The organism is Streptomyces viridifaciens, from assembly GCF_001888885.2.
GTDB classification, from domain to species: Bacteria; Actinomycetota; Actinomycetes; order Streptomycetales; family Streptomycetaceae; genus Kitasatospora; species Kitasatospora aureofaciens.
Genome location: NZ_CP090840.1, coordinates 609,406 through 630,183, shown reverse-complemented (window position 1 = coordinate 630,183; position 20,778 = coordinate 609,406). Strand labels below are relative to the sequence as shown.

General features: G+C 70.4%; 16 protein-coding genes, 5 pseudogenes and 1 riboswitch. Of the genes and pseudogenes, 10 read left to right on the top strand and 11 right to left on the bottom strand.

Annotated elements, in window-relative coordinates:
• Window positions 1–12: 12 nt before the first annotated feature.
• Entirely contained in the window at window positions 13–750 is a 738-nt protein-coding gene (locus BOQ63_RS02825; RefSeq protein WP_360334661.1) for a helix-turn-helix transcriptional regulator, read from the bottom strand.
• A gap of 3 nt (window positions 751–753) precedes the next feature.
• On the opposite strand from BOQ63_RS02825, the gene BOQ63_RS02820 reads away from it, so the two are divergent.
• The gene (locus BOQ63_RS02820) at window positions 754–1,140 is read left to right on the top strand and encodes a DoxX-related protein (RefSeq protein ID WP_072653310.1); all 387 of its coding nucleotides are present in this window, start codon (window positions 754–756) and stop codon (window positions 1,138–1,140) included.
• 168 nt (window positions 1,141–1,308) lie between these two features.
• On the opposite strand, the pseudogene BOQ63_RS02815 reads toward BOQ63_RS02820, so the two are convergent.
• The 4 genes and pseudogenes from BOQ63_RS02815 to BOQ63_RS02800 all read right to left on the bottom strand — a co-directional run.
• Window positions 1,309–1,407: pseudogene (locus BOQ63_RS02815) on the bottom strand (transposase); the annotation flags it as partial.
• A 377-nt stretch (window positions 1,408–1,784) separates the two neighbouring features.
• A complete protein-coding gene (locus tag BOQ63_RS02810; protein WP_072653309.1) occupies window positions 1,785–2,582 on the bottom strand; it encodes a DUF1963 domain-containing protein in 798 nt (265 codons plus the stop codon).
• 763 nt (window positions 2,583–3,345) lie between these two features.
• On the bottom strand, window positions 3,346–4,494 hold the full coding sequence (locus tag BOQ63_RS02805) for an SMI1/KNR4 family protein (protein WP_072653308.1): 1,149 nt from the start codon (window positions 4,492–4,494) through the stop codon (window positions 3,346–3,348).
• 737 nt (window positions 4,495–5,231) lie between these two features.
• Complete coding sequence (locus BOQ63_RS02800; protein ID WP_030558375.1) at window positions 5,232–5,624, bottom strand: peptidoglycan-binding domain-containing protein; 393 nt, start codon at window positions 5,622–5,624, stop codon at window positions 5,232–5,234.
• Window positions 5,625–6,809: 1,185 nt separating this feature from the next.
• Between BOQ63_RS02800 and BOQ63_RS02795 the strand changes: the two genes are divergently transcribed.
• From BOQ63_RS02795 to BOQ63_RS02775, 5 genes and pseudogenes are all read left to right on the top strand, one after another.
• A complete protein-coding gene (locus BOQ63_RS02795; protein WP_030556529.1) occupies window positions 6,810–7,892 on the top strand; it encodes a peptidoglycan-binding protein in 1,083 nt (360 codons plus the stop codon).
• A 658-nt stretch (window positions 7,893–8,550) separates the two neighbouring features.
• A complete protein-coding gene (locus tag BOQ63_RS02790; protein WP_143174606.1) occupies window positions 8,551–9,240 on the top strand; it encodes a hypothetical protein in 690 nt (229 codons plus the stop codon).
• A 217-nt stretch (window positions 9,241–9,457) separates the two neighbouring features.
• Window positions 9,458–9,784, top strand: a pseudogene (locus tag BOQ63_RS02785) (site-specific integrase); the annotation flags it as partial.
• A gap of 140 nt (window positions 9,785–9,924) precedes the next feature.
• Window positions 9,925–11,400: an NF041680 family putative transposase gene (locus BOQ63_RS02780; RefSeq protein WP_030550132.1), complete on the top strand. Its 1,476-nt coding sequence runs from the start codon at window positions 9,925–9,927 to the stop codon at window positions 11,398–11,400.
• A 36-nt stretch (window positions 11,401–11,436) separates the two neighbouring features.
• The gene (locus BOQ63_RS02775) at window positions 11,437–12,024 is read left to right on the top strand and encodes an SMI1/KNR4 family protein (RefSeq protein WP_050366990.1); all 588 of its coding nucleotides are present in this window, start codon (window positions 11,437–11,439) and stop codon (window positions 12,022–12,024) included.
• 73 nt (window positions 12,025–12,097) lie between these two features.
• Here the strand turns inward: BOQ63_RS02775 and BOQ63_RS02770 are convergent, their stop codons facing one another.
• Window positions 12,098–12,628 carry a CbrC family protein gene (locus tag BOQ63_RS02770; RefSeq protein WP_499503657.1) on the bottom strand — a complete coding sequence of 177 codons (531 nt, stop codon included), beginning with the start codon at window positions 12,626–12,628 and terminating at the stop codon, window positions 12,098–12,100.
• Between the two features lie 27 nt (window positions 12,629–12,655).
• Window positions 12,656–13,089 (bottom strand): annotated as a pseudogene (locus BOQ63_RS02765) (NF041680 family putative transposase); the annotation flags it as partial.
• An 87-nt stretch (window positions 13,090–13,176) separates the two neighbouring features.
• Here BOQ63_RS02765 and BOQ63_RS02760 point away from each other — a divergent pair.
• Together BOQ63_RS02760 and BOQ63_RS02755 are read left to right on the top strand one after the other, a co-directional pair.
• Window positions 13,177–14,637 carry an RICIN domain-containing protein gene (locus BOQ63_RS02760; protein ID WP_072653304.1) on the top strand — a complete coding sequence of 487 codons (1,461 nt, stop codon included), beginning with the start codon at window positions 13,177–13,179 and terminating at the stop codon, window positions 14,635–14,637.
• 590 nt (window positions 14,638–15,227) lie between these two features.
• Window positions 15,228–15,396, top strand: a riboswitch (cyclic di-AMP (ydaO/yuaA leader).
• Between the two features lie 2 nt (window positions 15,397–15,398).
• Window positions 15,399–16,316, top strand: coding sequence for a CAP domain-containing protein (locus BOQ63_RS02755; RefSeq protein WP_072653303.1), 918 nt, complete (start codon window positions 15,399–15,401; stop codon window positions 16,314–16,316).
• A 221-nt stretch (window positions 16,317–16,537) separates the two neighbouring features.
• Here the strand turns inward: BOQ63_RS02755 and BOQ63_RS02750 are convergent, their stop codons facing one another.
• The 4 genes and pseudogenes from BOQ63_RS02750 to BOQ63_RS02735 all read right to left on the bottom strand — a co-directional run bounded on the left by BOQ63_RS02750 (window position 16,538) and on the right by BOQ63_RS02735 (window position 19,478).
• Window positions 16,538–16,672 carry a hypothetical protein gene (locus BOQ63_RS02750; RefSeq protein ID WP_267885578.1) on the bottom strand — a complete coding sequence of 45 codons (135 nt, stop codon included), beginning with the start codon at window positions 16,670–16,672 and terminating at the stop codon, window positions 16,538–16,540.
• A gap of 39 nt (window positions 16,673–16,711) precedes the next feature.
• Window positions 16,712–16,810 (bottom strand): annotated as a pseudogene (locus BOQ63_RS02745) (transposase); the annotation flags it as partial.
• 323 nt (window positions 16,811–17,133) lie between these two features.
• Window positions 17,134–18,275 (bottom strand): annotated as a pseudogene (locus tag BOQ63_RS02740) (IS701 family transposase); the annotation flags it as partial.
• Window positions 18,276–18,971: 696 nt separating this feature from the next.
• A complete protein-coding gene (locus BOQ63_RS02735; protein WP_030556514.1) occupies window positions 18,972–19,478 on the bottom strand; it encodes an ArsI/CadI family heavy metal resistance metalloenzyme in 507 nt (168 codons plus the stop codon).
• Between the two features lie 89 nt (window positions 19,479–19,567).
• Between BOQ63_RS02735 and BOQ63_RS02730 the strand changes: the two genes are divergently transcribed.
• Both BOQ63_RS02730 and BOQ63_RS02725 read left to right on the top strand, forming a co-directional pair.
• The gene (locus BOQ63_RS02730; RefSeq protein ID WP_030556512.1) at window positions 19,568–19,960 is read left to right on the top strand and encodes an ArsR/SmtB family transcription factor; all 393 of its coding nucleotides are present in this window, start codon (window positions 19,568–19,570) and stop codon (window positions 19,958–19,960) included.
• On the top strand, window positions 19,957–20,709 hold the full coding sequence (locus tag BOQ63_RS02725; protein ID WP_030556510.1) for an aquaporin: 753 nt from the start codon (window positions 19,957–19,959) through the stop codon (window positions 20,707–20,709). The genes BOQ63_RS02730 and BOQ63_RS02725 overlap by 4 nt, the downstream gene beginning before the upstream one ends.
• The last annotated feature ends 69 nt before the right edge of the window (window positions 20,710–20,778 follow it).

Sequence of the window (20,778 nt, the reverse complement as noted above, 5' to 3'; positions counted from 1 at the left end):
AGGCCGGGAGCCCTAGCGGGGAAACACGGATGAAGGCGTGCGGCCCGTCAGGCGTCGGGCGGTGCGGGTCAAGTGAGCCTGGTCGGCGAAGCCGGCGGAGGCCGCTGCGGCTGCCACGGTCTCGCGGGGCAGGTCGGCGACTGCCACGCGCAGCCGCGCCCACTGCCGCAGCCGTGTGAGCGGGATGCCCACCGCGTCACGGGCCAGGGCGCGCAGCCGTGATGGCGAGATTCCCACGCCGGCGGCAACGGCCTCGATGCCGGCATCGTGGTCGGGCCTCGTGTATTCCCCCACGGCATGGGCGAGCCGGGGGTCGAGGGAGGCCGCCTCCCCGTGGAGACGGGTGAGTTCGGCGCACGCGGCGGCGAGGTCGGCATGAGCGCTGGCCTCGCTGGTGGGGCCGAGGGCGTCCAGCACACGCTGGGTCTCGGCGACGTCGAGGCGGCACGGTCCGGGGGCGGAACGGAGTTTCCAGGGGTCGAGGAAGAGGGCGACATAGGCCGAGGAGGTGGCGCAGGTGTGCACCAGTTGCGGGGGCACGATCATGCCGGTCGACGCCATGACCCCGTCGGCATGCCTGACCTCGATCGGGCCCGCGAGGGACAGCACGACCTTCCATGCGGGATGGCGATGACGGGTGACCTGGAACGGGCCCGACTCGGCGAACATCGTGGCGGTGGGATCGGTGAGGAAGTCGACTCGCCGATCGTTTCGTTCAAGCGCCCAGCTGCGTGTCGGGGCCACGGTCATGTCATGCACGATATCGCGGCCATCACGTTTGGCATTTTCATGATTGTCTCGGGTGCGGCGCACTTCCTGTTCCCCGCGTACATGCGTCGTCTGATCCCGTCGTGGATGACAGGCCTGCTTCCTCCCTTGCTGGGTCGGGTCGAGTTCCTCGTCGTGGCCAGCGGGGTGGCGGACATCGTCGTCGGGGGTCTGATCCTCGTGCCACAGGCACGGGCCGTGGGCGGGTGGGCCGCCGCCGGTCTGGTCATGACATACCTGGTCTGCCATGTGGACGCCTTGACCAGGTCGTTCAACGACCACCCACGACGGCTCGGCGGTCCGACGGTCCGGCTGGCGGTCAACCTCGGCTATATCGCGTGGGCGATCGCAATCGGGTGGACCGCGGCGTGACAAGCTCTCGCCCATGGTTTGCGCGGCGCCGGCGCTCACCGGGGAGGGCGCGGCGCACCAGCGACGATCCAGAAGTCTGGTTCGGTTCCCCGGCCTCCCGGGGCCGGGTCGCACTGCCCGGGGCCGGACAGTGCGTCAGGGCGCCGGGAACCCTTCTGCGCGCCCTGTTCGGTGATCCCGCCAAGGACGCCCGGCACCATCCCGCTGCGGCAGCAACGGCTCGATCCGAGCCCACGCAGCATCCGTTATCTCTCCTCGACCCGCCACAAGATCAACTATGAGACACGACCTACAACGCCGGACGAGCCCACCGCGGCCTGGATCTACGAGCACCAGACGACGATCCCAACGTCATCCTCCTGCCCATGGCCGCAGTCCGACGCCACCAAGTACTCGGCGGACTCCTCAACGAGTACCACCCCACCCCGATCAGGCCGCCCCATGGCCTGCGGGAAACACCCAGCTCAGCGGCCTGATCGGACTTTTGACACCCTTCAGGACTACGGGGAGTTCCTCAACCAGGTCGCCAAGCCGCTGGCCGCAAGCCGTACCGGCAGGTCGCATCGGTTCGAGACTTTCTGGAGCGAACTGCATGACATCAGCTGTGCGACGGCGGCTTTGCGGCCGTGCGGTCCGGCGTCCGCTCAGCAGCACTGGCCGGTCGCCTCGGCCTTGCTGAAGTCCCCCGCCGCGAACGCCCTGGCGGGAATGGTGAAGTACAGCGTGCCGGCGTCGCCCCAGCCCCACCCGAGGTCGGTGTCCTCGGCGAGCTGGAGCAGATGGACGGCGGCACCGTCGCCGTCGCGGGAGGTCACCGGGACTGTGTACGAGGTGGCGGGCCACCCGAACGCGCAGTGGTCGCCATCGGTGTTCCCGTCGAGGTCGTGCATCTCGTCGAGGATGAGTGCGGGCGCGCCCCAGTGCTGGTCCTTGTCGTACGTGAGGTCGCCGTCCTCAACGTCCCAGCTGTCCGGGAGCATGGTCACCTCGACTGCGTAGACGGGCCGTGCCGGGTAGCATCGGGCGGGCTCGGGGGCGGTCGTCGTGACCGCCCGCGCGGGATCGGCGGGAATCACCCGCCACGCGTCGGGACTGGAGGAGTCCAGCTTGCAGTACTCCTCGTACGGCACGTCGGGGTCGAGGTAGAAGAAGTTGAGCAGGCCCGGCCGAACGGGCAGCTGCTCTCCGAGCCACCCGGCGAGCGCATCGGTGTCGAGCACGGCGTGCAGGGACAGCGGGACATCTGCCAGCACCGGCCAGGGGGTGCCGGGTTCGAGCAGCGCGGACCCGCCGAGCTGTGACCGGCCTGTGGCAGGCGTCTTCTCCGAGGCCGCGGCCAGCCGGAAGCCTCGCCGGGCCATCGCTGCGAACTGCGGCCCGGCTTCCGGGCCGAGCCGCTCTACACACAGCCGGCGCATGACAGCCGGGTCGTCGAACTCCATGAGGCGATCCTCTCAACCTATGCGCGCCCCACAGCGCGGCCCCTTGCGGCGCAGCACCATGGTCCGGGTGGGGAAGCCGCGGGTCCGGAGCCAGTGAGCCGGGGTTGTGTGGGACGGTTCCGCTGGGGTGATCATTTCAGTAGCGGCGACACCGCGCCCGCGATCGTGGTCAGCAGGCCCTCCCTGGGGACGGTCCGCTGCCCGGCCGGGTGCGAGACTCGCATCTGCCGGTGAGGCCGGCCACCTCATGCCGGCCGCTCCGCCCACGCGGAGCGGCCGTCCTGCTGGACCTGCAAGGGCCCGCGGCCCCGAGGGTTCGGAGCGGGAACTGCGCGCCGAGACGGCGCCGGAGGCTGCCGAGTACCCGGACTGCGCCGCGGACTGTGCGGGAGGAGGCCGTCGGGCCGCTGTGGCTGCCGCTGCCGATCGGGCCGGGTGTGTGGGAGCTCCGGCCCGACCCGAGCCGGGGCTCCCGCGGCGGCCCGCCACCTCGCTTCGACGCGCGAGCCATCCCCGGCCCATGCCGACCAGGAACAGCGACCCAAGCGACCGGACAGCCAGGACGACGGCCGGGCGGCCGGCGGAACCAGCCCGCACGGGGGGCGCGTCCGGCCAGGTCGTCACGGTGCCTGGCTGGGCCGGGGTGTTCGGCGTACGCCAGGGCGGCGGGCAGCGCGGTCTCGCGCATGTGCGGCGTCGGGATCGTCGAGGAGCGGCGCGACGGGCGGGTACGGGGCCGGCTTGGGGGGACGCACGGTGTCCATCACCGTGTTCGTGGGGAGGCCGATCCCGCAGATCTGCGGGTCATCCGTGTCAGTGCCGAGGTGACTCGCTTTCGGATCTGGTCGTCGAGGTCGTGCTCCACCGCTCTCAGGTCGGTCTCCGTCAGCCACCGTCGCCTGATCCCGATGGCGACCGCGGTGACGCGCGGAAGGGAGTCCGGATCGGCGAGGGCGGCGCGCGTCGTGGCCGGGGCGCTGGGGGCGTCGAGGAGCGAGAGGTGGCTGATCACCGCGGCCCGCACGGAGGCGGCGCTGTCGTCGCGCAGTGGTAGCACGTCCTCCTCTGTCAGTACTTGGGAGTCCTCCAGCGCCTTGAGAGCTGCCTTCTTCACTTCAGGGTCTTCGTCCCGCAGGAGCCAGCGGGCCTTGGCCTGCCAGAATGTGCCTCGTCTGGCCAGGGTGCGGACGGCGGCTTCGCGGACGGCCGGCGCCGGATCGGCCAGGGCATGATAAAGGACCCGCAGGTCCTCGTCCGTGGGCGCGACGTTCAGAGTCGTGATCGCGCTCGCCCTGACCACCGGCTCCGGGTCGCTCGCTACGGCCGCGCGCAGGACGGCTCTGGTGGCGGGGGCGAGGTACGGGCGGCGACGGAGGGTCCTGGCAGCGGCGATGCGCAGCTCAGGGTCCGGTGATGTCGTGAGGGTGTCCGCCAGCGTCGGCTCGGTGCCCGGGATGGACAACGAGAAGCCGCCGGTGTCCAGTCCGTCCGCGGTCTCGTCGAGCCAGCGCTCGTACCAGGCGAGGAAGTCGGTGTCGGGGCTGAAGAACAGCTCCCGCTCGGGGTCGAGGTCGATGTTGACGACCCGGCCGCGGGCCGGGCCGGTGACCACGAGCGCGGTGAGGTAGCTGCACCCCTGGCTGGTGATGGCCATGGTGCCGCTGAACGGCGGTCTCGGGCGTCCCAGTCGCTGCCACCAGTCCTGCCCGACGCGGACGGCGGGCTCGACGGGGAACGGTCGGGCCAGGTGTCCGGTCGCGGTCGACCCGTCGACGTTCCAGTCCGTCAGCGGCAGCAGCCCGTAGTGGGGGCCGGCGCCGTCGTGGCCCACTTCGGTCAGGAATCGCCGATAGGCCGCGGGCAGCCTGACGCCGTGCTGTGCTTCGAAAGCCGAGACCTGACGTTCGGTCAACGGCGGGCCGAGATAGAAACCGTGACGCTCCTCGCCGAAGGATCGTCCACGAGCGGGAAGGCGGGGAACTCGCGCCAGTTTGGCGGTGATTCTGCGGAGACGTTCATCCACGTCGCGTTGCTTTTTTCTCAGGGGCACCCGCCCAGCGGGGGTGCGCAGACACCCACCATGCCGGCCCGAACGGCCGCTCAGCCAGCCCCGCCCATCACCGCCCTCCCGCAACGCCGTCCTTCGGCCGACCGGCACCTGCGGCTGGGAGAGATGCCGACCTGACCCTGCGGTACTTCTTCGATCCGCTCGACTTCAGCGGCACGCGAGAGATGATCATTCCCTCTCCGCAGCCGATGGCGCAGCCCAGGCGCATGAGCTGCACTGGTCGAGCCGCCGGGTCCTGGTCGCCAGGCTGACCCGCCGCCACGTCACAGACCGGCACGCGGAGGCCGCGGAGCAGGGCGTCCTCGAGGACGGCGTCGAACTCGATCGGCCGTGCGGGCGGGTCGCCAGGCAGGCCGAGAGCGCGGAAGAGCTCGTGGCGGATGTCACGGGGCGCGCCCCGGCCGGCAGTTGTCGGTCGGGCAACGGTGGTGTGCCTGTCTTCGACGCCGAGGGCAACGGGTTCTGCGTCGAGTGCAGCTATGCCCGGGGGGTTTCGTCTGATGCGCCGCGGGGGTGGTCTCGCGTCGTGTGCACGACGCGAGACCACCCTTGACCGGCTACTCGGTCTCGGGGGGCGGTGATCAGCCGGGGAGCTGGCTGTTGCAGTTGCTCATCCAGGCGCTCATGGTGCTTTGCGTGGAGTAGTCGCCGGAGTGGTGGGCGGCCAGGTAGACGTTGTAGATGTCGGCCTTGATGTCGCCACCGGTCTGCGGGCCGACCTGGCCGTCCTGCTGGATGCCCTTCGAGCCCTGGTAGGCGACCACCGCGTTGTAGGTGTTCTGGCCGAACTGGCCGTCGACCGAGAGGCCGGCGCTGTCGAGGTAGTTCATGGCCTGCTGGACGCACCTTACCGGCTGACCGGTGGAGCCCCACTGGATCGTGGAGGCGGCGTTGGCCGTGCCGACGGCGAGGCCGAGGGCTGCGGTAGCGCCGATGGTGAGGGTGGCCGCACGAAGGGCCCACTTCTTCTGCATGTCGAGTCTCCTCAATCGCTCAAGTCACTCTGGTCACGGGAGCGTTGTCGGGTCGCTCCCGTCGTATTCGTGTGGCCCCGCCCCCATTGGGCGCGGGGCGAGGCCACAGGTGCTGTCAGTTCCCGGCTCTGCAGCGGGTCGCCTGGAGCCGTTGCGGGGCCGTTGGGGTCTCTCGCTGCCGATGACGATGCGTCATTTCATTTCCTGGGCCAAGGGATTCGTCTCTCGACGAATCCCTTGCCGCGGCTGTCTGGCGGGGTCCAGGATCAGCAGGTGTTGAGGATCCGTTTCATCGACCGGGATCTGGCGCTCACCCGGGTCGCGCCGGCCGCCGACATGTCCGCGGAACTGTCCTTGAGTCTCCGCCTGCTGGCGACCCGCCGGCCGGAGAGCAGGCTCGGGAAGTGGCGCGAGCAACTCGGGCGGCGCTGGAAGCCGCGTTCGGCCATGCTGTTCGACCTGTTCGCGGCGACCGACCTTCCGGAATTCCTGATCGCGCGGCCAGAGGGCCGGGACACGGCCGAGGCCACGGCGGACGGGATGGACCGGGACGGTCGCGGCTATCTGCGAGGGCTGGGCCGCCTGCGCCGGCTGACACCGTTCGCCAGGGATCTGCCGAACGGTGACCACCGGTCGCGTGTGCTGCTCGGCGACCTCACGGCGGAGTACCAGTCGGCGGCAATCACGCCGTACTGGGAGCAGATCGACGCTGTGGTGGCCGCGGAGCACCAGTACCGGACGAGGCAGCTGGCCACCGGGGGCCTGAACGCGGTACTGGCCACACTGCACCCGGCCGCCCGGTGGAAGCCACCTGTCCTGAGCCTGCCGATGTCGTCGCCCTGCGTGACCGAGCTTCCCCTGGCGGGTCGCGGCCTGGTGCTTCAGCCGGCCGTCTTCGCGTCCGGCCGCCTGGTGATCGCCGGCTTCGAGCGTCCGGAAGACCCGCCCGTGCTCATCTACCCCCTGCCAGCCAGCACGCCAGCATCCAGGCCGACGCCGGCCTCACCACCAAACAGCGACAAGGCGGCACAGTGCTGCACCACATCACACTGCTGGGCGAAGTCCTCCTGCAAGGCGGAGTGGAACATGCCGCGCAGAGCGCAACGCGGACGCTGCAGGCGGAGACGAACTGACGGAGATCCTCGCGCCCTAACCCGACAACATCATGAATCTGGAGAGCCTTCTGTGAGTACCCTCCTGTCCACCCGATGCCGGGTGTCGCTGGGCCTGGCCCTGGCGTCCGTACTGACGGGCGTCGGCGCGTACACCGCCGCGGCCGCGCCCGCCGCGGCCGCGCCGGCCCCGATACCCCTCACCTCCTCGGCCTGTCCGGCCGACCTGCAGCAGGGTGAGGCCGACGGCTGCGTCACCCAGCTCCAGCTGGAGCTCAACCTGACCGGCGCCCAGCTCACCGTGGACGGGCAGTTCGGATCGGCCACCGGCACGGCCGTGCGCACCTTCCAGGCCTCCCACTCGCTGACCGCGGACGGCATCGTCGGCCCGGCCACCAAGTCGGCGCTCGACGCGGCGGCGGCCGCCGCCTCCGCCACCGTGGACCTGCGCACCCAGTGCGGCGATCTGCAGACCGGCGCCGGCGGCGCGTGCGTCAGCACCCTGCAGACGATGCTCAACACCTTCCACGCGGGCCGCCTCACCGTGGACGGGCAGTTCGGCCCGGCCACCGACACGGCCGTGCGCAACTTCCAGGCCGCCCACACCCTGACCATCGACGGCATCGCCGGCACGGCCGTCAAGAACGCCCTCTACACCAGCACCCCCGCCCCGCTGCCCAGCGGCGCCGTCGACCCCATCAAGGTCCTGAACGCGGCGAAGTCCTACCTGGGCGTCAAGTACGTGTGGGGCGGCGGCCACTCCCTGCGCGGCGAGGGCCCCGGCCCCTCCCTGGGCACCTGCGACCAATACACCGGCCCCCAGCCCTGCGCGGCCAACACGACCGTCGGCCTGGACTGTTCGGGCCTGGTGCGCGCGGCCTTCTGGTTCGGCGCCGGCATCGACCTCGCCCATGGGGGCGGCACGACCGAGCAGACCCTGGACAGCCACCTCACCCCGATCACCGAGTCCCAGCGACGCCCCGGCGACGTCGAGTACTTCGGCGCGGACGCTCACAACACCGTGCACGTCGTCCTCTACGCCGGCACCGACCCCACCACCGGCGCCGACATGATGTACGAGGCGAAGGAAACAAACACCAACGTCCACTACGTCACCCTGCGCACCGGCGGCTACTGGTACCACGTCTCGGCCTGACCACCCGGGTGCCGCGCGGGTGACGGCTGCCGTCACCCGCGCAGCGCCCGACACCACCAGCCCAGGGCAGCTTTCCGCTCCAGCACGCCGCCACCGTCGGCGTCATGGCGCGGTGGTTCGGTTTCACCGGCGCCCGCGCCCTGCGTTCGTTCTTCGAATTGCGCGGCAGCGGTACTGAGGGGGACATCATGCGACCTGAGTTCGTCACGGTCATGGGCACCGGATACGTGGCGCGCAGCGTCGCCGACCGCCTGGCCGACGCCGGCTTGACGCCCAGCACCCCGCCGACCGGCGGTGCCCACGTGCTCGTGACCGGGTTCGCCGTCGCGGAGCCCAGCCCGCACATCTTCGAGGAGACCCGCCGCGTCCTCGCCGCGATGACGCCCGGTAGCTGGTGGATCGACATGACCCACCCCCCGCTGCGGACCGACGACCTGTGGGTTCCGCCGGAGGATCTCGCCCGGGTCACACGGGTGCGCGTGCCGGTCACCGACGTGCGCGGCGTGCTGGTGGCCAGTCCGCCTGTCGACCTGGACCTTCGCAGCCGCCAGGTGTGCGACGCCATCCTGAGGGTCGCCGACCTCGTCCTGCCCACGCAGACCCCCGAGTTCCCGGCAGCGAGGCACAATGACTTGGTCTGGTTGGGGAGGAGGGGCCCATGGGGAAAGGGGACGGCCGGCGGGACCGGCGCCCGGGGCGCGGTCCGGCGGGTGGGGTGTTGCTGCGGGGCCTGGTTGCCGTGCTGGGGCTGGCGATCGTGGTGTTCGGCTTCGTCCGCTACCACGATGCCTACGACGAGGGCGGGGCCTACCTCGACGCACCTGTCTGCGATGCCCGGGCCGACGGGGAGGCACAGGTGGACTGCCTGCGGTCCGAGAGCGGCCGGGTGACGAAGAAGTGGGTCGACATCAACATCGACACGGCCTCGTACCGCCTCACCGTCCTGCGGGAGAACACGCCGGCCCGCACCTACAAGGTGGATAGGTCGTTCTACGAGGCGGTGGACGTCGGCTCGACCGTGGAACTGCGTTCCTGGCGGGGGCGGGTGGCCGAGATCGTCCAGCAGAAGCACCGGAGTGACCCGCCGTCCACCCCGTGGGCCGCGGCGTTCCGGATCAGCCTGCTGGTCACGGCGGGCACGGCGCTGCTGGCCGGCGGCCTGGCCGGGGTGTTCCTGGAGCGGTGGAGGATCCAGGCGGTGATCCTGGTCCCGCTGTTCCTCCTCACCTGGGGCCTCGGTGCGCGGCTACTGCTCTGGCACTGGCCGCAGGCCCTGACCATGGGCCTGCCCGCGCTGGCCTGGCTGATCGCCGCCGGCCTGGCGACAGCCGCGGCGAAGGCGAACTGAGTGCGAGCCGCCCGGCCGTAGCGACGGCGGCCTGATGCTGCTCGAACTGCAGCACCAGGCCAGCGTCCTGGCCGGCCAGGTCCAGGTCGAGCTCCTCGATGTTGACGTCCACGATCTCCTCGGAGCGGGCGCACGTCTCGCAGAGCGTCCGCCACAGCGCCTTCTCCCGGAGGTGGACGTCGTGGCGGCCGATCAGCCGAAGGTGAGGAGGCGCGGGTTGGCGGCGCTGGCGGTGGTGCGGGATCTGCGTGAGCATCGGGATCCGGTTTCGGCGGAGGAACTGGAGCAGTTCGAGACCGACGCGCTGGCCGGCTTCGTGCTGGCTCGGACGTCGGCCGGGTTGGCGGACAGCACGATCCGTGGCGACGTCGGCCACTTGGAAGAGATCCGCACGTGGTTCGGTCGGTCGCTGTGGGACATGGAGCCAGCCGACGCGGACGCGTACTCCGGGCGGGTGCTGCGGGGCTCGCCCAGCGGTACCCGTCTGGCCCGCTCCCAGGCGCTGAGCACGTACTTCCTGTTCCTGGAGTTGCGACACAACGTCTGAGCTTGTGATTTATCCAGCGGTCTCGAACAGGCGGACCTGCTGATCACTCGTCCGGGTGTTCACGGGACGCGGAAGCGGCCTTCGCGTGATCCTGAACTCGACCAAGAGGTGCAGGACTTGACGCGAAGGCCGTAGTAATGAGTGTGGTGGAACAGGGCGTGCAGTGCGAGCCGTTCGCGGAACTGTCACGCTTCCGGGGGGTCTTCTACGACTGCCTGATCGGACGGCGCGACGCGCTGTTCGAGCTCGCGGACGCGGTGCTGTGCACCGACGGCCCGGTCAAGACCCTGGTCGGCCTGGCGCTGGCTCCCGAGCACCGGCGCGGCCACGGCGCCCTGTACGGCGCGCTGAACCGCGGCCGCCTGGACGTCGAGCGGCTGCGGACCGAGCTGGCCAGTCTGCCGCTGCCGCGCGCCGCCGACGGCCGCCTGGTCCTGGCGGTAGACGTCTCCCCGTGGCTGCGGCCGGACGCCGCCACCAGCGACGCCCGCTCGTTCTGTCACACCTACGGCCGTGGTGAGAACAAGCACCTGATGATCCCGGGCTGGCCCTACTCCTGGGTCGTCGCCCTGGAATCGGGCCGGACCTCGTGGGTCGCGCCGCTGGACGCCGTCCGGCTGCGGCCGGGCGACGACCTCGCCGCGGTGACCGCCTCGCAGCTGCGGGATCTGGTCGAGCGCCTGATCGCCGCAGGCCAGTGGCGCCCGGGCGACCCTGCGGTGTGGATCGTGACCGATGCCGGCTACGACGTGATGCGCCTGTCCTGGCTCCTGCGCGACCTGCCCGTCGAGATTCTGGGACGCCTGCGCTCGGACCGGGTGATGCGCCGCCCGGCACCGACCCGCGCGGAGTTCGCGCTGGCCAACCCGGCCGGGGGCCGGCCGCCCAAGCACGGCGGCGAGTTCATCTTCAAGGACTCCCGGACCTGGGGCACCCCGGACGCGGAGACGAAGGTGGAGACCACCCGCTACGGCACCGCCCATGCCCAGAGCTGGGACCGGCTCCACCCCGAACTCCAGCAGCGCGCCGCCTGGCGGGACCACCCCGGCAAGCTCCCAGTCATCGAGGGCACCGTCATCCGCCTCCAGGTCGACCACCTGCCCAGCGGCGGCGACCCCAAGCCCTTGTGGCTGTGGTGGTCACGACCGACAGCCGGTCCGGCGGAGACCGACCTGGCCTGGCAGACCTTCCTGCGACGGTTCGACATCGAGCACTTCTTCAGAATGATCAAGCAAACGCTCGGCTGGACCACACCGAAACTCCGCGACCCCGAGGCAGCGGACCGCTGGACCTGGATCATGGTCGCCGCCCACACCCAACTACGCCTCGCCCGGCCCCTGGCGACCGACCTACGACGCCCCTGGGAGAAGCCAACCGAACCGAACAGGCTCACTCCCGCCCGGGTCCGCCGTGGGTTCCGACACCTGCGTGCCAAAGCCTCAACACCGGCAACAGTGCCGAAACCCTCCCGGCCCGGCCCCGGCCGCCCACCCGGCTCGAAGAACCGCCGCCCCGCGACCCGCTACGACGTGGGCCTGCTCCTGGCCACCGGCGAGTCCTACCGCAAACCGACCCACCACAAGGTCGGCACCAAACCCCGCCGCACGGGGTAGGTGGTTGTGTCACAGCGTCCTGCGAGGCTATGACCCATGATCGAGCCTCCACGCATCGGCATCAGCCCGGTGATCGCTTCAGTGACCGAGTCCTGGACCTTCATTGACGCCTGGCTGGCGGAGCACGCGCCGGCAAGCCTGGCCGAGCTCCAGCTGCCCGCATCGCCCGAAGCCATCAGCAGAGCGGAGGAGCGGCTCGGATTCCCGATTCCCGCTGATCTACGGGAGTCGTTGCTCTGTCACAACGGCGACGGTTCGTCCGTCGGGGTCCTCCCGTGCGGCCCTATGTACTCCACCGAGAGGATTGTCGAGATCCGCGACATGCGGATGAGGATCTGGGATGCCGACGATCCGGACCAGCAGGACGATCCATGGTGGGGAATGCTGTGGGTGCCGTTCGCCGGCGGCGACGGCGACGAACACTTCATTCACGCTGGTCCCGGCCTGTGGCACAACCACCTCGGCCGGGCTCCGCACGACGACTCCGCCTACTTCGTCGGCTGGCCGAGCCTCGCCGCATGGCTCCACGGCATCACCCAGGCGATGGCGCACTACGACGACCGTGACTGGAGCGGAACGGCCTACCGACCGATGCTCCGGAAGGACGGAACAGTCGACTGGTAGACCAGTCGACCAACCAGGGTCTGGATAAACCACAAGCTGAGCTTGTTCTTTAACCTCTCGCCCGGAGCCGGGCCTACGTGGCATCCGCGTACGCGAGGTGGGTGCCGCAGGCTCGGCACTGGAAGAGGTAGGCGGTTGGCTGGCCGTCCCTGGTCAACGCGTTGAGGTATTGCTCGGCCTGTGGCTTGGGCCAGGAGGTGAGTTCTTGTCGAAGGGATGCCGATGCATCTGGGTAGGCGGCAAGCTCGGCGGCTCCGGCGGGGCCGAGGAAGGCCGCGCCGTCTGCGCAGTGGATCAGCCATCGCTCCTGCTGCCAGCCGCTGAATCCTGGCGTGCGTTGCGTGATCGCGAAAAGCCGATCCATCGGGACGTCGTCGACGACATCGGTGAACTGGGCCTCGAAGCGGTCAGCCGCGCTCCCGTCCGCGATGCACCACGGGCAGAGTCGATCGCGGAGATTCTCGGCCGCGTAGACGGGGCCGGCGTAGATGTAGCCGCGGGCCCGACCACAGCAACTGCACTCCGTGTCGGACTGGACGATGGCGCCGGTGGCCACGGGGTCGGGGTGATACGGAAACACGGGAAGCGGCTCTCTCACGGGCAGCGACCGTATCACCGCAGTCCCTGCCGCTCAGGCGGGTCTGTCAGTCCTCCGGGGCTTGGTACCCCTCTTGTGATGAGCCGGGCGGGCGTACGCCTCGCCGGTCGCGAGGACTTTGCCGACGCCGTGACGGGGTGCCGGAGTGCGGTTCGGGGAGCCTGGTGGTCGGCCGGGGCCGGGCCGGGTCGGGTCGGTTTCCGTGCACGCGCCGGCGATGGGGTCTTCGTGTGGAGGTTCCTGAACCCGCGTCGGACACGGGCGGGGGTGAGCTTGTTCGGTTCGGCCGGTCTTTCCCACGGGCGGCGGAGGTCGGTGGCGAGGGGGCGGGCGAGCCGGAGCTGGGTGTGGGCGGCGATCACCAGCCAGGTCCACCGGTCAGCCGCCTCGGAGCTGCGGAGTCTGGGCTTGGTCCAGCCGAGCGTCTGCTTGAAGAGGCGGAAGGTGTGCTCCAGGTCGAATCTTCGCCCGCACGTCTGGGGAAGTGAGAGGCCGGGGGGATCCCAAGTGCCGCTCACATCACACCAGATACGTATGGCTCCATGGGGGGAACCATGAACATCCGCTCCAGCATCGCTGTGCTCGCCCTCGCCCTCGGCCTCGGCGCCGGCCTGCTGGCCGCCGCGCCGGCCTCGGCGTCGTCGTTCCCGCCGCTGTCGTCCAACTCCACGGTGGAGATCCAGGCCGACTTCAGCGGCAAGTGCCTGGAGGTCGCGGACGCGCGCACCGACGACGGCGCGCCCATCGTCGAGGCGACCTGCACCGGCGCCAGCAACCAGCAGTGGAACATCACCAACGGCTACGTCTTCAACGTCCACAGCGGCAAGTGCCTGGACCTGCCGGGCTGGAACCGCAACGCGGGCACGGCGATCGACCAGTGGACCTGCAACCAGGGCGACAACCAGCGCTGGGGCCACCTCGACCTCACCGGCGGCGGCATGTCCATCGTCAACACTCGTCATGCCGTGGGAAGAACCCTCGGGCGGCCACGAGGTCAAAGCTCCGTAGGCCCGGGCGCAGCCGCTGAACCATATGCCCCTTTGTGGCGTCTTCTGCCCCGTACCCATCCCGATCAAGGAGATCCCACTGTGAAGGTCCACCCCGTTACCGCTCTGTTCCCGATGCTCGGCCCCGACGAACTCCTCGACCTCGCCCAGGACATCGAGAGCAACGGCTTGACCGAGCCCGTCATCCTGGACGCCGACGGCGTCCTCCTGGACGGCCGCGGACGACTCGCCGCCTGCGAACTGGCCGACGTCGAACCCCGCTTCACCACCTATCAGGGCGACGATCCGGTCTGCCTGATCGTGTCCGCCAACCGCCACCACCCGAACACCACCGCGAGTCAGCACGCCATGATCGCCGCGATGGCACGCTCACTGTCCCCGGGCTCACTCCCGTCCGACACGGCCCGGTGCGGCATCAACGTCACCCGGCTGTCCATCGCCACCACCGTGCTCGAACACGCCCCCGACCTCGCCGAACAGGTCCGCATCGGCACCCTCGCCCTGAACGCCGCCTACACCGCCGTCCGCAGACGCAAGGCTGACGCCAAGGCCCTCCTCGCCCAGCACGCACGACTGCGCCAGCACGCCCCCGACCTCGCCGAGCAGGTCATCGCCGGCCACCTCGCCGTCACCGACGCCACCGCGGCCCTCGACTCCCGACAGGAGGAGGAACACCTCCGCCGGCGCGTCGAGGAGATCGACGCCATCCGCCTCGCCGACGGCGACACCACGCCGGCCTTCGCCCGGACCGCCGAAGCGGGCGATGTCGACTGGCGCCACGCCCATCAGATGGCCGAGCAGTACCTCGCCCAGCGCCACGACGCCATCCGCCACGTCCAGCACAGCCTGGCCGGCATCGCGGAACTCTGGAGCGCCGTCCAGGATCTCGCCCACCACCCTCGGAGCCCCTACGCCCGGGAAATCCTCAAGGGCCTCACCGGCCCGGCGCGCACCCTCGCCCACCGCCTCATCGCTCTCGAAACCGCTTGCGCGACAGGCACGGCCTGATCTGCACCCCGCTGCCGTTACGGCTGAGACAGGGGCCGGAAGTCTTCTGCGGCGGCGGAGAAATGACCCGCCGCCGCTGCCTGTGCATACTCCAACGCGCTCCGACGGACCCCGGGTGCCGCATCTGGCCGGCGGCTCCGCGCCCATCCAGGGCCTGGCCGCTGACCGGCTCAAGCGCTGCTCCACCCGGCTCCGGGGGCTCGCCCACCGACCTGGACGGACCAGGGCCCGAGTTGCCGTGCAAGAGGCGGAGACCGAAGGAACGCCGCGCAGCCGTCCATGCGGGCCGTGTCAACGCGAACCCGGGTAAGACCGTGGCCCAGCGGCGACCTCGCCCGACTGCGCCCCAGCCCTTCCCGGGACGGCGGCCGTCGCGACCGGCTCGACGGTCAGGAGAATTGTCCGATTAAAACACTTATGCGACGTTATATCAGCTGATATGGCATTCCGTCAGTTCTTCGTCGGATGTCCATGTGATCTGCATGATACGAACTTGTGTATTCGGGGTCGGTCTGCCTAGCGTTCAGGCTGTTCGCACCTGCGGACCCTGCCGCCGGGACGCCGAGTCCTGTCCACCGGTCGGCCGGACGTCGAGCAGTGCACCGGGCAGGAGCGGGGGAACCAGGTAGTTCGCCGCGCCCTGCTCGGCCCGTTCACGGACGAGATGGGTGTGGCTAGGGGTGAAGCCGCTACGTGCGGCCGGGCTACCTCACGGCCCGAACCCGACAGCTCACCCCGCAGGCGTCGCAGAGGGACGCCCCATGCTGATTTCAGGTACCGGCCGGCATCGCCGTGCGCGCCGGAGACACACCCCGCGTCTGGCCGCCACCGCCGGGATCGCCGGCGCCGGCCTCATGCTGCCGCTGCTGAGCGCGAGCGGAGCCTCCGCCGCGCCCGGCTCCCACACGCACGCGAGCCACGCCGGCTGGCAGGAGCACCATCAGCACCGGCACCAGAGCGACTCCGATAATCAGCACCGCCACCAGGCCGGCCCACCCTCCGCTCCAGCCTCGCCCGACGCCTCGCACGCCTCGCACGCCTCGCCGTCGCCGTCCGCCCCGGCCTCCCACGCCCCGGAATCCGCGGCCGCGCGCCCCGGCGGCGAGTCCCAGGGCTCCCATCCAGCGTGGCCCTCTGCTTCGACCCCGGCCCCGGCGTCCCACACGTCCGCGCCGTCCTCCCCGTCCGCCTCGGTCACGCACGCCCCCGCCCCCGCGGCCGCACCCGCCACCCCGGCCGCGCAGACCGGTTCGAACTCGGACGCCGTGCAGCAGGTCCTCAATCTGATCAACCGGGCGCGGGCCGCGCAGGGTCTGCCCGCCTACACCATCACGTCGGGGCTGACCGACAGCGCCGAGGCCCACAACCAGACGATGGCCGGCGGCTGCGGCATGTCCCACCAGTGCCCTGGCGAGGCCGAGTTGGGGGCACGGGAGACGGCTGCGGGCGTCCAGTGGAACGCCGCCGGGGAGAACATAGGCTACGGCAGCGGGGTCTCCACCTCGGCCCAGGACATCGCCGCCCTGGCGGTCAGCCTGACCCAGGGCATGCTGAACGAGACGCCGCCGGACGACGGCCACCGCAAGAACATCCTCAGCAGCGTATTCACCCACATCGGCATCGCCGTCCACCGGGATGCCAGTGGAACCGTCTGGCTCACCCAGGACTTCTCCAACTGACCCGTCCGTCAAGGACGTAGGCCGAGGCCGGACCGACCCCGTCCGGGCGGGTCGGCCGCCTCCGTCCCGCGGGCACCCGGCCCGTGAGACGGAGGCGGCCGGAGGATCAGGACCGGATGTCGAGCGCGCCCACCGGGTGGCCGGACCAGATCGCCCGGGCGGCCACAGCCGGAAGGAGTCCCCCGTTCGGACGCCGTCCTGGCTGTCGTGTGGGTCATGACTCACCGCGTGCGGTACACCGTCGAGGCGAAGACGGCGATCGACGCGCTGCCCGCTGAGCGTCGTGCTCTCTTGGCCTCCCGGCCCAGCAGGCGGTGCGCGGTGATCAGCGCCACCGCGGCGCTGCGGGCAGGCATCGCCTCCTCTTTAGCTTGGGATCTACTGACTTCAGCTCGTCAGGGTGAGGTAGGGCTGTCGGGGGTCAGCCCGGTGCCGACTGTGAAGCCGTCGAGGATGTTGGGCCGGTACTGAAGGCGCTTGAGCCGGTGGCGCACCGGCCACTGCCGCTCCGTCCGCAGGCCTGAACCGGGATCTCGTCGTCCGCCCGTGCCCGCCCGCCGCCCTGGCCGTGCGCGTCGGCGACGCCGGCGTCGAGGTCGGCGGCGTAGCGCACCAGCGCGTCGTACAGCCGGGGCGGTGGTCTGAAAACTCCGCCACACCACCCGTCGGGGAAGCGATCCCACCCGCAGCCGTCGGCGCCAATCGGACCAGTTCTAGGCGTGAACGCGGGGCGAGGACCGTGGCGGGTGTAGGCCGTGGGGGCGGCCAGCCGCCAGGAGCCGCCGGATCTCTGCCACGGTGAGGTCCACCAAGATGGGGGAACCGTTTCTGCAGCCCCCTTTGATACCGCAGCCATCGCGGCCAGGAAGGCATGGGCGAGCATGGCCAGGGTGATGTGCCGCATCCAGCCGGTGTAGCGGCGGACCTCGTACTGGTCCAGGCCACACTCGTTCTTCGCGGCCTGGAAGCACTCCTCGATCGTCCAGCGAATCCCGGCAATCCGCACCAACTGCTCTACTGTCGTGTCGAGTTGTGAGTAGGCAAGGTAGTAGGCGATCTCGTCGGGCCTGCCCAGGCTGCGGCGGGCCAGTGCCCACCGCTGGCGGACCTGGGTCTCGCCCTGGTAGTCGTACTCCGCCACAGCAGGCAGTCGGATGGCCGCCCAGTCGTAGACACGCGGCCCCTTGGCGCCGTGGCCGCACGAGATCCGTTCCCAGGCCTCGGCCGGGGCCTGGGAGAACAGCCAGTCGATGCGTGGACAGCCTACGCTGAACTGGGACTTGGGCACCGCAAGGACGTAGCCGACGCCGGACTGCTCCAGCAGCCGGCGGAAGCGCCCCTCCTGTCCGTAGGCCGAGTCGGCGTTGACCCAGGCGATGGGCAGTGGGGAGGCCAGTGCGCGTAGCACCATGGCCTTGGCCAGCTCACCCTTGGTGTGGAACTCCCGCTCGTCGGGGACTTCGCCGCGCGGCAGCGGTCCCGATCCTCAGTCCAGGACTTGGGCAGGTAGAGCTCGCGGTCGACCAGGGCCCGTCCGCGGCTGGTGGCGTAGGCGGCGAACACCCCGATCTGACAGTTCTCGGTTCGGGCGGCGGTCCCGGAGTACTGGTGCTGCACGCCCGCGGAGGTGGTGCCCTTCTTGACGAAGCCGGTGTCGTCAATGATCAGGACTCCGTCGCTCCTCCCGAGGCGTTCGGCGACGTAGTGCTGGAGCTCGTCACGGATCTCGTCCGCGTTCCAGCGGGCACCGGCGAGCAGGTGCTGCAGCCCGTCGGGGGTGGCGTGACCGGCGTACTCGGCCAGCTGCCAGCCATTTTTGCGGCCGACCGGGCCGAGCAAGCCTCGGACGTAGCCGCGCATCCGGCGGCGTGGCTCCACGCGCCTGAAGCGGTGGCCGACACGGAGGAAGAGGTCTTCGAGTTCGTTGTCCCAGGTCTCGGCCGCAGGCTCGTTGATCACGACGAGAGACTGCCCCGCCGCTGTCACTACCAACGTCGGCTGCACACGATCGAGGGGCGGTTCCATGAAGACCGCCCCTGACGGAAATCATCCCGCTACACTCGCCGCGCGCAGCCTCTGACCAGGCAAAACGTCGAAGTCCTGCTGGAGTACTAGGCGCCGTTGTCTTACTGGTGTGATGGACCCAGTCGGCGGCCACGCCACCCATGAAGAGATCACCGACCAGCACAGCGACGGCCTGTCTCGGGCCGCGCGGTGACAATAGGCGTGCCCGGGTGCCAACTGGCGTGTCCCGGCACAGCAGGCCGTAGTCGGCCCGGCGGAGGTTGCATCTGAGGTTGCTGCTTGAAGTTGCTACTCGGGGTTGCGTCAGGCGGTGCCGCCGGAGGCGGGTTTGCGCAGTTCAGCGCCCGTTGTCCATAGGCTGGCGGGCGCCGACTACTTCTCCCCGGGCACCTTCGGCAGTGCCGGGTGAAGTCCGAGCACCGGAGCGCCGAAGGAGAACAGGAGCAGGAGAGCCGGCGCGCAGAGCAGGAGCGGAGACAGGATCCCGGCCACCTGATGCTGCGCGCCGACGGCGTGACGGGTTGTCCGCTGCGCGGTGGCCCGGCGGCCCCGCTGCGCGGCGCCACCGGCCGGGAGGAGGGGCGAGGAGGAGACCCGGCCGGCGCCGACGTTGGCGTTCGATCTGATCGGTCAGCTGCCGCAGGCGCAGCCCGCCGCAGCCTTCGCCTCGGCCGGGCTCTGGGTCGGGTCGACGGCCTGCTCGTCGGGGGTGCAGCAGGCGGTGGTGCCGCAGCAGGCCTCCGGCGCGGCGTCGGACTTGCCGAGGGTGTCGGCGTCGGCCTTGACGACGTAGACCTCCCAGGGCTCCTTGCCGGGGCCGGTCACCCAGGTCTTGTCCTGGAGGGCGTAGCAACAGGAGGTGTCGTTCTCCTCGAAGGTGGCCAGGCCGGCGTCCTTGAGCAGCCTGGTGGCGGCGGTGACCTGCTCGGTGGTCTCGACCTCGATGCCAAGGTGGTCCAGGCGGGTGTCCTCGCCGGCTTCGCCCTCGATGAGGACGAGCTTGAGCGGGGGCTCGGTGATGGCGAAGTTGGCGTAGCCGGGGCGGCGCTGGGCGGGCTCGGCGTCGAAGAGCTTGGAGTAGAAGGCGATGGAGCCTTCGAGGTCGGCGACACGAAGGGCGAGCTGAACACGGGACATGGCGGTCTCCCCGATCCGAGACCTTTGATTCGACATCTGTCGATACAGCGAGCTTGTCTCTCCGAATAGATGGCTGTCAACATAGACACATGTCGAATCTGGAACTGTCGGTGCTCGGCCAGGACGACGCGGTGGCGTGCTGCTCGCCGATGGTCCGCGAGCCCTTGGGCGAGGAAGCCGCCGCCGACCTGGCGAAGATGTTCAAGGCTCTGTCGGACCCGGTGCGGCTGCGGCTGCTGTCGTTGATCGCCTCGCACGAGGGCGGTGAGGCGTGCGTCTGCGACCTGACCGACCCGTTCGACGTGTCCCAGCCGACCATCTCGCACCACCTGAAGGTGTTGCGCGAGGCCGGTCTGGTCGGCTCCGAGCGACGCGGCACCTGGGTCTACTACTGGGTCCTGCCCGCCGCGCTGGCCAAGCTGTCCGCTTTGCTCCAGACCCCGGCCGGCACCGTCCCCGCGACGGGCGGAGGTGGGAGATGACCGAGATGGCTCCGCTCGGGCGCCGGACCGCGGTCGAGTTCTTCGGGACCGGCGCGCTGGTCGCCGTCGTGGTCGGCTCCGGCATCCAGGCCACCAAGCTGTCCCAGGACGTCGGCGTGCAACTGCTCGCCAACTCCCTGGCCACCGTGTTCGGCCTGGGCGTGCTGATCGTCCTGCTCGGCCCGGTCTCCGGCGCGCACTTCAACCCGGTGGTCACCCTGGCCGCCTGGTGGACCGGTCGCCACGACGGTGACGGGCCGAGCTCGCGCGAGGTCGCGGCCTACGTCCCCGCGCAGATCCTCGGTGCGATCGGCGGGGCGGTGCTGACGGATGCGATGTTCGCCGAACCGCTGGTGCGCTGGTCGACCCACGCCCGTTGGGCACCGCACCTGTGGCTGGGAGAGGTCGTCGCCACCGCCGGGCTCATCCTTCTGATCTTTGGTCTGGCCCGCGCCGGCCGGGCGCACTTCGCCCCGGTCGCGGTCGCCTCCTACATCGGCGCCGCCTACTGGTTCACCTCCAGCACTTCGTTCGCCAACCCTGCGGTGACGATCGGCCGGGCGTTCACCGACACCTTCGCCGGCATCGCGCCCGCCTCGGTGCTGCCGTTCATCGCCGCCCAGCTCGTCGGCCTGGTCGTCGGCGTCGCCCTGCTCGCCGCGCTGTTCGGCCCCCCCGCCGCGGCCGCCGCCGAGGACGTCGTCGTCCCGCACGGCGAGCACCACCCCACCGCCGTCTCCGGCCGCTGAGCCCCGCCCCGCCGTTCCCGCCTCGAAGGAAGACCCCGTGAGCACTCTCCCCGACGTCCCGTCCGTGCT